Annotated in this window: 15 protein-coding genes; 11 read left to right on the top strand and 4 right to left on the bottom strand. The window is 31.8% G+C overall.

Annotated elements, in window-relative coordinates:
- Positions 1–94: 94 nt before the first annotated feature.
- The 9 genes from FRY74_RS01300 to FRY74_RS01260 are packed head-to-tail and all read left to right on the top strand — an operon-like array spanning position 95 to position 9,252.
- Positions 95–1,228, top strand: coding sequence for a DegT/DnrJ/EryC1/StrS family aminotransferase (locus FRY74_RS01300; RefSeq protein WP_147097850.1), 1,134 nt, complete (start codon positions 95–97; stop codon positions 1,226–1,228).
- A 10-nt stretch (positions 1,229–1,238) separates the two neighbouring features.
- Entirely contained in the window at positions 1,239–2,555 is a 1,317-nt protein-coding gene (locus FRY74_RS01295) for a UDP-glucose dehydrogenase family protein (RefSeq protein ID WP_147097848.1), read from the top strand.
- Positions 2,556–2,558: 3 nt separating this feature from the next.
- Positions 2,559–3,542 carry a UDP-glucuronic acid decarboxylase family protein gene (locus tag FRY74_RS01290; protein WP_147097846.1) on the top strand — a complete coding sequence of 328 codons (984 nt, stop codon included), beginning with the start codon at positions 2,559–2,561 and terminating at the stop codon, positions 3,540–3,542.
- On the top strand, positions 3,542–4,117 hold the full coding sequence (locus tag FRY74_RS01285) for an acyltransferase (protein ID WP_147097844.1): 576 nt from the start codon (positions 3,542–3,544) through the stop codon (positions 4,115–4,117). Before FRY74_RS01290 ends, FRY74_RS01285 begins: the two co-directional genes overlap by 1 nt.
- The gene (locus FRY74_RS01280) at positions 4,117–5,154 is read left to right on the top strand and encodes a Gfo/Idh/MocA family protein (protein ID WP_147097842.1); all 1,038 of its coding nucleotides are present in this window, start codon (positions 4,117–4,119) and stop codon (positions 5,152–5,154) included. Before FRY74_RS01285 ends, FRY74_RS01280 begins: the two co-directional genes overlap by 1 nt.
- Before the next feature lies 1 nt (position 5,155).
- Complete coding sequence (locus tag FRY74_RS01275; RefSeq protein WP_223265794.1) at positions 5,156–6,451, top strand: nucleotide sugar dehydrogenase; 1,296 nt, start codon at positions 5,156–5,158, stop codon at positions 6,449–6,451.
- A gap of 1 nt (position 6,452) precedes the next feature.
- Positions 6,453–7,514, top strand: coding sequence for a dTDP-glucose 4,6-dehydratase (rfbB, locus tag FRY74_RS01270; RefSeq protein WP_147097840.1), 1,062 nt, complete (start codon positions 6,453–6,455; stop codon positions 7,512–7,514).
- Positions 7,514–8,509 carry an SDR family oxidoreductase gene (locus tag FRY74_RS01265; RefSeq protein WP_147097838.1) on the top strand — a complete coding sequence of 332 codons (996 nt, stop codon included), beginning with the start codon at positions 7,514–7,516 and terminating at the stop codon, positions 8,507–8,509. Before rfbB ends, FRY74_RS01265 begins: the two co-directional genes overlap by 1 nt.
- The gene (locus tag FRY74_RS01260) at positions 8,509–9,252 is read left to right on the top strand and encodes a tyrosine-protein phosphatase (RefSeq protein WP_147097836.1); all 744 of its coding nucleotides are present in this window, start codon (positions 8,509–8,511) and stop codon (positions 9,250–9,252) included. The genes FRY74_RS01265 and FRY74_RS01260 overlap by 1 nt, the downstream gene beginning before the upstream one ends.
- Here the strand turns inward: FRY74_RS01260 and FRY74_RS01255 are convergent.
- From FRY74_RS01255 to ruvX, 3 genes are read right to left on the bottom strand one after another with little or no spacing between them, the layout of a single operon-like run.
- Positions 9,249–10,208 carry a sulfatase-like hydrolase/transferase gene (locus tag FRY74_RS01255; protein WP_147097834.1) on the bottom strand — a complete coding sequence of 320 codons (960 nt, stop codon included), beginning with the start codon at positions 10,206–10,208 and terminating at the stop codon, positions 9,249–9,251. The genes FRY74_RS01260 and FRY74_RS01255 overlap by 4 nt on opposite strands.
- 10 nt (positions 10,209–10,218) lie before the next feature.
- Positions 10,219–10,668 (bottom strand): DUF4442 domain-containing protein, encoded by a 450-nt coding sequence (locus FRY74_RS01250; RefSeq protein ID WP_147097832.1) that lies wholly within the window; start codon positions 10,666–10,668, stop codon positions 10,219–10,221.
- A 12-nt stretch (positions 10,669–10,680) separates the two neighbouring features.
- Positions 10,681–11,100 (bottom strand): Holliday junction resolvase RuvX, encoded by a 420-nt coding sequence (gene ruvX, locus FRY74_RS01245; protein ID WP_147097830.1) that lies wholly within the window; start codon positions 11,098–11,100, stop codon positions 10,681–10,683.
- Positions 11,101–11,175: 75 nt separating this feature from the next.
- On the opposite strand from ruvX, the gene FRY74_RS01240 reads away from it, so the two are divergent.
- The gene (locus FRY74_RS01240; protein ID WP_147097828.1) at positions 11,176–12,390 is read left to right on the top strand and encodes a bifunctional 3,4-dihydroxy-2-butanone-4-phosphate synthase/GTP cyclohydrolase II; all 1,215 of its coding nucleotides are present in this window, start codon (positions 11,176–11,178) and stop codon (positions 12,388–12,390) included.
- A gap of 1 nt (position 12,391) precedes the next feature.
- Positions 12,392–13,114, top strand: a complete 723-nt coding sequence (locus tag FRY74_RS01235) for a YebC/PmpR family DNA-binding transcriptional regulator (protein ID WP_147097827.1) — start codon at positions 12,392–12,394, stop codon at positions 13,112–13,114.
- Here FRY74_RS01235 and FRY74_RS01230 read toward each other — a convergent pair.
- On the bottom strand, positions 13,111–13,572 hold the full coding sequence (locus FRY74_RS01230) for a 3-oxoacyl-ACP synthase (protein ID WP_147097825.1): 462 nt from the start codon (positions 13,570–13,572) through the stop codon (positions 13,111–13,113). The two genes, FRY74_RS01235 and FRY74_RS01230, sit on opposite strands and share 4 nt — an antisense overlap.
- Positions 13,573–13,641 lie beyond the last annotated feature (69 nt).

Raw genomic sequence — 13,641 nt, 5'->3', positions numbered from 1 at the left:
TTATTGAGTTTGGGTTATTTATGCTTAAAAATTAACATTTTTAACTATCTTTTTAGTTAATTTAGCATCCTTTGCTAAGTATATAACCAATTATATGAAAGATATTCAAATGGTTGACCTAAAAGGTCAATATCAAAAAATTAAAAGTGAAGTTGATAAAGCAATAATAAATGTAGTTGAAACATCAGCGTTTATAAATGGTCCAGAAGTAAAAGCTTTTCAAGAAGAATTGGAAGCTTATTTAGGTGTAAAACATGTTATACCTTGTGCAAATGGAACTGATGCTTTACAAATTGCTCTAATGGCATTAGGTCTAGAACCTGGTGATGAGGTTATAACTTCAGATTTTACATTTGCAGCAACGGTTGAGGTTATAGGTTTGTTGCAATTAACACCCGTTTTAATTGATGTAGATCCTAATACTTTTTGTGTTGACATTGAAAAACTTAAAAAAGTAATAACACCAAAAACTAAAGCAATTGTTCCTGTACATTTATTCGGACAATGTGCTAATATGGAGGCTATAATGGAAGTTGCCAACAAGCATAATATTTATGTAGTTGAAGATAATGCTCAAGCAATTGGCGCTGAATATACTTTTGAAAATGGAGTAACAAAAAAAGCTGGAACAATTGGGAATATAGGGACAACATCTTTTTTTCCATCTAAAAATTTAGGATGCTATGGAGATGGTGGAGCTTTATTTACTAATGACGATAATTTAGCAGAACTGTGTCGTTCTATCGTAAATCATGGAATGGGAGAACGTTATTATTATCCTCGATTAGGTGTTAATTCTCGTTTAGACTCTATTCAAGCAGCAATTCTAAGAATCAAACTAAGAGAATTAGATAGTTATAACCAAGCAAGAAATAAAGCGGCAGCTTATTACGATGACGCTTTTGCTGGTAATGAACATATAAAAACACCATTTAGAGATCCTAAATCTAGCCACGCTTTTCATCAGTATACACTTGTAGGGTGTGGAATTGATCATTTTGAGCTTCAAAAATATTTAGGAGAAAAAGGGGTGCCATGTATGATTTATTATCCAGTTCCTTTACACACTCAAGATGCTTATAAAACTCCGAGTATGAAACACGAAGATTTTGAAGTAACTAATGCATTGTGTGGTTCTGTTTTTTCATTACCAATGCATACAGAATTAACGGAAGAACAATTAAAATATATAACTGATTCAGTTAAAGAATTTGTAAATAAAAAATAATTATAATTTTATGAAAATTGCAGTTGTAGGAACAGGCTATGTAGGGTTAGTAACCGGAACATGTTTCGCAGAAACAGGAAACCATGTAGTTTGTGTTGATATAGATGAAAACAAAGTAAATAAAATGAAAAATGGTGTGGTGCCAATTTACGAACCGCATTTAGATGTTTTATTTGAACGAAATATTAAGCAAGGAAGATTAGAATTTACAACTAGTCTTAATGATGCAATCAAAGATGCAAAGATTATCTTTTTGGCATTACCAACTCCTCCGGATGAAGATGGTTCTGCAGATTTATCTTATATTTTAGGTGTTGCAGATGACTTAGGTAAAATTATAACTGATTATAAAGTAATTGTAGATAAAAGTACCGTTCCAGTTGGAACTGCAGATAAAGTTACTGCGGCATTAGCTGCAAATCTTTCTACTGATTTATTCGATGTAGTTTCTAATCCTGAGTTTTTAAGGGAAGGTTATGCAGTAGATGATTTTTTGAAACCTGATAGAGTTGTCATTGGAACAAGTTCTGAGAAGGCAAAAAAAGTAATGGGAGATTTGTATAAACCTTATGTTCGTCAAGGTAATCCAATTATCTTTATGGATGAAAAATCAGCTGAATTAACTAAGTATGCAGCGAATTCATTTTTAGCAACTAAAATTACCTTTATGAATGAGATAGCTAACTTTTGTGAAAAAGTTGGTGCTGATGTTGATATGGTAAGAATCGGTATCGGTTCTGATTCAAGAATTGGTAAACGTTTCTTGTTTCCAGGGATTGGTTATGGAGGAAGTTGTTTTCCTAAAGATGTTCAAGCTTTAGCAAAATCAGGAAAAGAGTTTGGGTATGATTTTCAGATTTTAGATTCAGTAATGGATGTAAACGAAAAGCAAAAAACGATAATTGTTCCTAAAATAAAGGACTTTTTTAAAGGTGACTTAAAAGGAAAAACTATAGCATTATGGGGATTGGCTTTTAAGCCAGATACAGATGATATTCGTGAAGCACCTGCTTTATATATTATTAATGAATTACTTGAAGAAGGAGCAACTATTGTAGCATTTGACCCTGAAGCAATGGAAAACGTTAAATCAAAGTATGGTGATAAAGTTACATTTGTTGAAGATAGAGATTCGGCTATTGTTAATGCTGATGCCCTAGTGATAGCTACAGAATGGCAAGTGTTTAGGAACCCTGATTTTGACTTAATGGCAGAAAAGATGAATCAAAAAGTAATTTTTGATGGGCGTAATTTATATGATACTCAAGAAATGAAAGAACTTGGGTTTTATTATAATAGTATAGGTCGAATTTTGGTAAGAGGATAATTTATGAAAAGAGTATTAATTACAGGAGCTGCAGGATTTTTAGGCTCACATTTATGTGATAGATTTTTAAAAGAAGGTTATTATGTTATCGCAATGGACAACTTAATAACAGGAGATTTAAAAAATATTGAGCATTTAAAAGGAGATGAAAATTTTGAGTTTATCAATCATGATGTATCAGAGCATATTGATTTAGAAGGTGATTTAGATTATATCTTACATTTTGCATCACCAGCTAGTCCAATAGATTACTTGAAAATTCCAATACAAACATTAAAAGTAGGATCATTAGGAACGCATAATTTGTTAGGTTTAGCTAAAGCTAAAAATGCAAGAATGTTGATCGCTTCTACTTCTGAAGTTTATGGAGATCCTTTAGTTCATCCTCAGACAGAAGAATATTATGGAAACGTAAATCCAATAGGGCCAAGAGGAGTTTATGATGAAGCAAAACGTTTTCAAGAAGCAATAACAATGGCTTACCATACTTACCATGGTGTTGAAACTCGAATAGTAAGAATTTTTAATACATATGGTCCAAGAATGCGATTAAACGATGGTAGAGTTCTACCAGCTTTTATAGGTCAAGCACTAAGAGGTGAAGATTTAACTGTTTTTGGTGAAGGAAATCAAACTAGATCTTTTTGTTATGTTGACGATTTAATTGAAGGGATTTATCGTTTGCTATTAAGCGATTATGCTTTACCTGTTAATATTGGTAACCCTGATGAAATTACAATTTTAGATTTTTGCAAAGAGATTATTAAATTGACTGGAACTGACCAAAAGATTATTTACAAAGATTTACCAGTTAATGATCCAATGCAGCGTCAACCAAATATTGATAAAGCACGTAGTATTTTAGGTTGGGAACCTAAAGTAAATAGAGCAGAAGGGTTAAAGATAACTTATGAATATTTTAAAAGTTTATCTCCAGAACAATTAAATAAAGTTGAACATAAAAATTTTGACGAATACGTTAAGTAATGAGTTATTTTAGCCACGAAACGGCAGTTATTGATGAAGGCTGTCAAATAGGAGATGGTACTAAAATATGGCACTTCTCTCATATTATGCCCAATTGCAAGATTGGAAATAATTGTAACATAGGTCAAAATGTAGTCGTGTCTCCTGAGGTTATTTTGGGAAATAATGTAAAAGTTCAAAACAATGTTTCAATTTATACCGGAGTTATTTGCGAAGATGATGTTTTTTTAGGCCCTTCAATGGTTTTTACTAATGTAATAAATCCAAGAAGCGCAATTAATAGAAAAAACGAATATGCTAAAACTATTGTTAGAAAAGGGGTGTCTATAGGTGCAAACGCAACTATAGTTTGCGGGAATAATATTGGAGAGTTTGCTTTTATAGGAGCAGGAGCAGTTGTGACTAAAGAAGTACTTCCTTATGCATTGTTAGTTGGTAATCCTGCAAAGCAAATAGGATGGATTAGTGAGTATGGACATCGTTTAGAATTTAATTCAGACGGAGAAGCAGAATGTTTTGAAAGCAAAGAGAAATATAAATTAGAAAATAATAGAGTATTTAAAATCAGTAAATAATGGCTGAACCAAAAAAAATAAAATTTGCAGTTGTAGGCTGTGGTCATATTGGAAAACGACATGCCGAAATGATTATTGGTAATTCTGAAGCTGAATTGGTCGCATTATCTGATGTTGCAGCGAAAGAAACTTTAGGAATCGAAAAATATAATGTTCCTTTTTATAATAGTATTGAAGAGTTGTTGAGTGACGGTTTGAATATTGATGTTGTTAATATTTGCACACCTAATGGATTGCATTCTTCTCAAGCAACTCTTGCACTAGATAAAGGTTGTCATGTGGTTGTGGAAAAGCCAATAGGACTATCTAAAGCAAAATGTGAGGAGGTTATTTTTAAAGCGTTAAGAAATAACAAACAGGTTTTTGCAGTAATGCAGAATCGTTATTCTCCTCCATCAGTTTGGATTAAAGAGTTGATTGAAACCAAAGTTTTGGGTGAAATTTTCATGGTTCAACTTAATTGCTATTGGAATAGAGATTCACGATACTACAAAAGTGGAGGATGGAAAGGAACAACAGACCTAGATGGCGGTACATTATTTACTCAGTTTTCTCATTTTATTGATATTATGTATTGGTTGTTTGGAGATATAACTAATATTCAAGGGAAATTTAAAGATTTTACACATCAAGAGTCTACTGATTTTGAAGATTCTGGTTTTGTTTCTTTTGATTTTGTAGATGGAGGAATGGGTAGTTTAAATTACTCAACCGCAGTTGCAACACAAAATTTAGAAAGTAGCATTACTATTATTGGAAAAAATGGAAGTGTTAAAATTGGTGGACAATACATGAATGAAGTAGAAGTATGTAATATTGATGGTTATGAAATGCCAAAATTACCTGCGGCTAATCCTCCGAATGATTATGGTCCTTATAAAGGATCTGCAGCAAATCATCATTACGTTATTGAAAATGTTATTGACACATTAAACGGAAGAACAACCGCAACCACAAACGCATTAGAAGGTTTGAAGGTTGTTGAAATTATAGAAAGAATTTATAAATTAAGAGATAGCTCTGTTTTAAAGAAATAAGATGAGTATTTATAATCAATTAAAAGATAAAGAAACAAAAATAGGTGTAATAGGATTAGGTTATGTTGGATTGCCAATAGCGCTTGAATTTGCAAAAACTATGCAAGTTGTTGGGTTTGATATTAATCAAGAACGTGTTGAAATGATGCGTAATAATCAAGATCCAAGTGAAGAATTAGATGCTTCAGCTTTTGAAGGTTGTAACATTCATTTTACAGCAGATTTGGAAGACTTAAAAGCTGTTACATTTTTTGTAGTAGCTGTACCAACACCAATTGATAATCACAATTTACCTGATTTAACACCTTTAATTGGAGCCTCAAAAACAGTAGGTAAAGTATTAAAGAAAGGAGATTATGTTGTTTTTGAATCAACTGTTTATCCAGGTTGTACTGAAGAAGATTGTATTCCTGTTTTAGAAGAAGTTTCGGGTTTAAAATTTAAAAATGATTTTAAAGTTGGGTATTCTCCAGAACGTATAAATCCAGGAGATACAAAACACACATTAACAAATGTGGTAAAAGTTGTTTCTGGTTGTTGTGAAGAATCATTAGAAGAAATTGCTAAAGTTTATGAAACAGTAGTAAAAGCTGGGGTTCACAGAGCAACTACAATTAGAGTCGCGGAAGCTGCAAAAATTATAGAAAACACTCAGCGAGATTTAAATATAGCATTAGTTAATGAGCTTTCTATTATTTTTAATAAAATGGGAATTAATACTTATGATGTTTTAGAAGCGGCAGGAACAAAATGGAATTTCTTGAAATTTTTCCCTGGCTTAGTTGGAGGACATTGTATTGGTGTAGATCCTTATTACTTAACGTTTAAGGCAAAAGAATTAGGTTATCATGCACAAATTATTAATGCTGGTCGTTTCGTTAATGATAGTATGGGAGGTTATGTAGCAAAACAAACAGTTAAAAAAATTATTGCTTCAGGTAAAAATATTGCCGAAGCTAGAGTCTTAATAATGGGAGCTACATTTAAAGAGGATGTTAGCGATATACGTAATTCTAAAGTTGCTGATGTTGTGAACGAGTTTATCTCTTTTGGCGCTTCGGTTGATGTGATTGACCCTCATGCTGATTCTCAGCATTTAAAGAAAGAATATGGTTATGGATTAACTAACAACATAGCTAATAATTATGATGCCGTTGTTGTTGCTGTAAATCATAAAGATTATACAAATTTAGATGAACAATATTTTAAATCTATTACTACTTCAAAAGCAGTTTTGGTAGATTTAAAAGGAATATATAAAGGAAAAATTAAAGAATTAACCTATTGGAGTTTATAGTATGAGTTTTAGTAAGAAAATATGTGTTACAGGTGGAGCTGGATTTATCGGTTCTCATTTGGTTAAATTATTAGTGAACAAATATCCTGATTACATGATTGTTAACTTAGATAAGTTAACTTATGCTGGTAATCTTGAAAACCTTAAAGAGGTTGAGAATGCTTCTAATTATGAGTTTGTAAAAGGGGACATTGTTGATACTGATTTTATAAATAAATTGTTTGCTGATTACCAGTTTGATGCTGTTATTCATTTAGCAGCAGAATCTCACGTTGACCGTTCAATTGAAAGTCCGATGGATTTTATAATGACGAATGTTGTGGGTACGGCAAACTTGTTAAATGCAGCAAAATTTAATTGGAAAGACAATTATAAAGACAAACTTTTTTACCACGTTTCTACAGATGAGGTTTATGGTTCGTTAGGCGAAACAGGGATGTTTTTAGAAACAACACCTTATGATCCAAGAAGCCCATATTCATCTTCAAAAGCAAGTTCAGACCATTTAGTAAGAGCTTACTATCATACTTATGGCTTGCCAGTTGTTATTTCTAATTGTTCAAATAATTATGGTTCGCATCAATTTCCTGAAAAACTAGTGCCACTTTTTATTCATAATATAAAAAATAATAAGCCTCTTCCTGTTTATGGTAAAGGAGAAAATATTAGAGATTGGTTATGGGTAGAAGATCATGCTAGAGCAATTGATGTAATTTTCCATAAATCTGCTCTTGGTGAAACTTATAATATAGGAGGACATAATGAATGGACTAACATTGATTTAATAAAAGTGGTTTGTAAAGTAATGGATAAGAAGTTAGGACGAACAGAAGGAACTTCTGAGCAACTAATTACTTATGTTACAGATAGAGCAGGACACGATATGCGTTATGCAATAGACGCAACTAAACTTAAAAATGATTTAGGTTGGGTTCCTTCTTTACAGTTTGAAGAAGGGTTAGAAAATACAATTGATTGGTATTTGGGTAATGAAGAATGGTTAAATAATGTAACCTCTGGAGATTACCAAAAATACTACGAGAAACAATACGCAGAAAGATAATGTACGATAAAGATTTTCATCAACAAGATATTTCAAAGTTAACTTTTTTAGTTACAGGAGGGGCAGGATTTATAGGTTCTAACATTGTAACATATTTAATGAAGTATAATGCTGGAAATGTAATAGTACTTGATAATTTATCTAATGGTTACAAGGAAAATATTGCTCAATTTTTTGGTCAGCCTAATTTTCAATTTATTGAAGGAGATATAACTGATTTTGATTTAGTGTCAAGAATTATGGCAGAGGTTGATTATGTTTCTCACCAAGCTGCTTTAGGTTCTGTTCCACGTTCTATCGAAAATCCTTTAGCTACTCATCATGCTAATACAACAGGTTTACTTACAATATTAACTTGTGCAAAAGATGCAAATGTTAAGCGAGTAGTTTTTGCAAGTTCATCTTCAGTTTATGGTGATAGTCAAGAGTTACCTAAGGTTGAAAGTAGAATAGGAAACCCTTTGTCTCCTTATGCCGTAAGTAAGAGAACAAAAGAATTATATGCTGAGGTTTTTGCAAGAACTTACGATTTGGATGTAGTTGGTTTAAGATATTTTAATGTTTTTGGCCCAAACCAAAGTCCTAATGGACCTTATGCAGCGGCAATTCCTTTATTTATGGAGGCTGTTCTAAAAAATAAATCACCTTATATTAATGGTGATGGCGAGCAAAGTAGAGATTTTACCTTTGTTGAAAATGCAGTTCAGGCAAATATAAAATCATTGTTTACTGATAAAGATGTAAAAGGAAAAATTTTAAACATTGCCTTTGGAGGTAGAACAACGATTAATGATTTGTTTTTTAAAATAAGAAATACAGTAGGAAACACTGTTGAACCAATATATAGAGAAGATAGACCTGGAGATGTAAAAGATTCGCTTGCTAATATATCGTTAGCAAAAGAATTAACAGGTTTTAACCCTGAATTTAGTATAGATGATGGTTTAGCAGTAACTATAGATTGGTTTAAAGAAAATTATATTGATAAAGATTAATGAGTTTTTTTAAAAACATATTCAAAAAAAAAGAAGTCTATTTACCCATAGACTTTTCTGTTTTTAATGCAGATATGCATTCGCATTTAATTCCAGGAATAGATGATGGTTCTCCAGACATGGAAACGACTATTAGTTTAATTAAAGAGTTTAAAGCTATGGGTTACTCTAAAATAATAACCACACCACATATTATGTGTGATTATTATAAAAATACGCCAGAGATTATTTTAGGAGGTTTAGAAAATGTACGAGAGGAATTAAAAAAACAAGCAATTGATATTGAATTGTTTGCTGCCGCAGAATACAATTTAGATGATGGTTTAGAAAAATTAATTGACACTAAACAAATTTTAACTTTTGGAGATAATTATGTATTGTTTGAATTGCCATTTATGCAAGAACCACAAAATTTTCAGGAAGTTGTATTTAAGTTCCAAACAAGTGGATATAAGCCAATATTAGCTCACCCAGAACGATATAACTATTGGCATAAAAACTTTGAAAAGTTTGAAGAAGTAAACGCTAAAAGTGTTTTACTGCAATTAAATTTGTTGTCTCTTACAGGACATTATGGACCAGAGGTTAAAAAAATGGGTGAAAAATTAATCGATGCTAATCTTGTTGACTTTGTTGGAACTGATTGTCATCGAATAGAACATTTAAAAATTCTAAAAGACTTTTCGAACTCAAAATACTTTAACCTACTAACTGAAAAAGGTCTTTTAAACGCCAGTCTTTAATTATTCTTTTCGAATAATTCTTCCATTACAATTCCATTAGAATTAGGTAAGTTAAAGTTTAAAAGTTTCGCTGTAGTATTAGCGATATCTACTAACTCATATCGAGTGTCAATTGTTGAATTCTTTTTAAAATCTGGGCCATATCCGAAAAACATAATGTGTCTGCATCCTTCGCAATTATCTCCATGGTTTTGAAACCCTCCATAAGCATCCTCGTGGCGTCCATGATCATTCGTAATAAATAAGGTTGTTTTATCTTTGTAGTAAGGATTTGTATCAATTAAACTAACAATTTCATTTATATATTCATCACTTTTTTTAATTGATTCTATATATTTTTCCCAGTTATTTGCATGACCCCATGTGTCGGGGTCTTTTAGGTTTATCAAAACTAAACTAGGGTGTTCATTTGTTAAAATATTAATTGTATTATAAGTTGTTATACTATCTTCTCTATAACCACTTCCTAGTCCATTTATACCACAATCAGTATTTGCTAAATATTTGTTGTTGTAATCAGATTCTGAAGTGTTTGAAAGTAATTCAATTTTATCCTTACTAGATATTATCCAACAATTTTTATCTGGGTAAGTTTGTTTATAGTATTGATAAATTGAAGGGAAAGGTGGAAGTTCGCCTCCAAAATTGTCAATAGGGTAGTAGCGTCCAGTTGATAATGCTAAATGACCAGGTAAGGTATAGGTAAATCCATTATTGAAAAAGTTTGTATTAACAATTCCTTTAAGTTTAATAGTTTTTGCTAAATATGGAATATTTTCATGAGAATTATCTCCCCAAGTTTCAGCGTAACGAGGGCCATCTATTATTATAATTATTACATTTTCAGTTTTTAATCCTTCATCTTTCTCTTCAATAATTTCAACATCTTTTTTACAAGAGTATAGAGTTAAAGTAATAATTACTAAAAAGGTGAGGTAATTTTTTAAATAAATCATAACTCTAAATTTAAGCTTTATTCTTTTTCCTAATGTAAAGCACTTTCTCAACTTCGGCAATTACTTCACCTTTTATATTTTTTATAGCAACATTAAAAGTTGGTTCGTATTTGTACTGATTATCAGTAATGTGTTTAATTTCTTCAATTTGCTGTTTTGATAAACTAAACTCAGCAAAAACGGTTTCTTTTCCGGGCTTAATAAAGTTTATTTTGGCCGATTTATCCCATACAATGTAATCCTTTCCTAATAAGTGTAAGAGCATTAGCATATAAAAAGGGTCTGTCATGGCATAAAGCGAACCACCAAAATGACTTCCTACAATATTTTTGTTCCATGGTTTAAGCTTCATCTCAATTTTTATGTAACTGTAATCAGATGTAATTTCTTTAATCCAAATTCCAGTACCAATAAATGGAGGCCAAAGATTTAATCCAAATTTTAATAAGTGTCTATTCATAAAATAATTAGCTTAAAAGCTATTTTTCTGCTCCAGGTAAGATTGTAAAATTATGGTGGCACTAATTTCATCTATTAAGGCTTTGTTTTGTCTAGCCTTCTTTTTTAATCCACTATCTATCATGGTTTGAAAAGCCATTTTAGATGTAAATCTTTCATCAACTCGCTCTAGTTTAATAGTTGGAAACTTCCTGCTTAAGTGTTTAACAAAGGGTTCTATAAAACGAGCAGATTCAGAAGGATTGTTTTGTAAGTCTTTTGCTTCACCAATAACAATACATTCTACATCATTTTTTGTTAAGTATTCTTCAATAAAAGCAATACAATCTTTAACATGAACAGTTGTTAATCCACTTGCAATAATTTGTAAATCATCGGTAGCTGCAAAACCAACTCTTTTTTGTCCATAATCAATTGCTAAAATTTTTGCCATTTTTACCTGTAACTTAATAGTGTTTTTCTATTCTCACTTATAACTTATCATTAACTTTGCTTAAAATTATAGTTGATGGATACAAAGTTAAATAAAATAGAGGAAGCAATCGAAGACATTAAGGCTGGAAAAGTTATTATTGTTGTAGATGATGAAGATAGAGAAAATGAAGGTGACTTTGTAGCTGCAGCAAGAACTGTTACGCCTGAAATGATAAATTTTATGGCTACTCACGGTCGAGGTTTAATTTGTGCTCCTTTGGTTGAAGACAGATGTGTTGAGTTAGGGTTGGATTTAATGGTTACTTCTAATAATGCTGCTTATGAAACACCATTTACAGTATCTGTTGATTTAATAGGACATGGTTGTACTACAGGTATTTCTGCTAGCGATAGAGCAAAAACAATACAGGCATTAATAAACCCTGAAACAAGAAACGAAGAACTAGGAAAGCCTGGTCATATTTTTCCGCTTAAAGCAAAAAAAGGTGGAGTATTAAGAAGAGCAGGACATACTGAAGCGGCTATTGATTTAGCTCGTTTGGCAGGTTTTGAACCAGCAGGAGTTATTGTTGAAATAATGAACGAAGATGGAACGATGGCTCGTTTGCCTGATTTACTTCCTATTGCTAAAAAGTTTGATTTAAAAATAGTTTCAATAAAAGACTTAATTGCTTATCGTTTAAAGCATGAAACACTTATTAAAAGAGAAGTTTCAGTAAAAATGCCTACTGAAGTTGGTGATTTTGATTTGGTAGCTTATAAGCAAACCACGAATGAAATGGATCATTTGGCTCTGGTAAAAGGAACTTGGGAAAAAGATGAACCTATTTTAGTGCGAGTTCACTCATCTTGTATGACTGGTGATATATTTGGTTCGTGCAGATGCGATTGCGGGCCTCAATTACAGAAAGCAATGGAAATGATTGAAGAAGCTGGTAAGGGGGTAATTGTTTACATGAATCAAGAGGGGAGAGGGATAGGATTGTTAAATAAATTGAAAGCTTATAAATTGCAAGAAGAAGGGAGAGATACGGTTGAAGCAAATATAGAATTAGGCTTTCAGGCAGACCAAAGAGATTATGGTGTAGGAGCTCAAATTTTAAGAGACTTAGGCGTTTCTAAAATTAAATTAATGAGTAATAATCCTAAAAAGAGAACAGGTTTAATAGGTTACGGTTTAGAGATTACAGAAAATGTATCTATAGAAATTGAATCGAATAAACATAATAAAAATTATTTAGAGACTAAGAGAGATAAAATGGGTCACTCTTTAAAAATGAATAAATAAAATGGGAAGAGCATTTGAATTTAGAAAAGCCCGAAAATTTAAAAGATGGGGGCAGATGTCGAGAACTTTTACCAGAATAGGTAAAGATATTGTAATGGCAATTAAAGAGGGTGGTCCAGATCCTGAATCAAACTCTAGATTAAGAGCTGTAATGCAAAATGCTAAGGCAGCAAACATGCCTAAAGACAATGTAGAGAGAGCAATAAAAAGAGCTACAGATAAAGATACGAGTAACTACAAAGAAATCGTTTTTGAAGGATATGCTCCTCACGGAATTGCTATTTTAGTAGAAACTGCTTCTGATAATAACAATAGAACTGTTGCTAATTTACGTAGCTATTTTAGTAAGTGTGATGGTGCATTAGGTACTTCTGGTTCAGTTGTTTTTATGTTTGACCACACGTGTAACTTTAGAATTGAAAATGATGGTACAGACCCAGAAGAATTAGAATTAGAATTGATTGATTATGGAGCAGAAGAAGTTTTTGTGGATGATGATGGTATTATTATTTATGCTCCATTCGAAAGTTTTGGGTCTATTCAAAAATACTTAGAAGAAAATAACAAAGAAATTTTATCATCTGGATTTGAGCGTATAGCACAAGTTACAAAGCAACTAACACCAGAGCAGGAAGCAGATGTAAATAAATTATTAGAAAAAATTGAGGAAGATGACGACGTTCAAAACGTTTACCATACTATGGATGCTCAATTAGAAGATTAAATTATATTAGAAATTATATATTTATTACCATTAAAAGAGAAGGTTTCCTTCTCTTTTTTTGTGAGCAATAATTTCCCAATAGGCGACGCTGGAGAGATTGCAAAAAATAACTCGTTTGCTATTTCTACTTTACCAATACTTGCAGCTATGTAAAAGTTCCCTTTGTTAGTGTAAATTACACTGCCTAATGAACCATTTTTAGCCACCAATTCGGGATTAATTTGAGTTAAACTTTGTTTTATTTTTAAAGCCTCACTCAGTTGTGTAGTTAGTTTTTCGGTTTCTAATTGAGCCATAGCACGTCCTGTTTCGTGTTTGTCGCCAGCACTGCTTTTGGTTTCGTTGTTTGCAGCTTGTTGAGTTTCTTTTAAAATATGTTGGAGCGAAACAATTCTATCCTCTGCAATGCTTAAGCAATGCAGATAAAGTTCTTTTTTTATAGAAATTATATTTGGCAATTTTTGATTTTCGTTTATCGCCTGTCTAAGTCGCGTTTCAATGCGATTTAATCGGTTGATAAACGAAGG

It is taken from the genome of Vicingus serpentipes, from assembly GCF_007993035.1.
GTDB lineage: Bacteria > Bacteroidota > Bacteroidia > Flavobacteriales_E > Vicingaceae > Vicingus > Vicingus serpentipes.
This window is presented reverse-complemented; position numbering and strand designations above follow the sequence as displayed.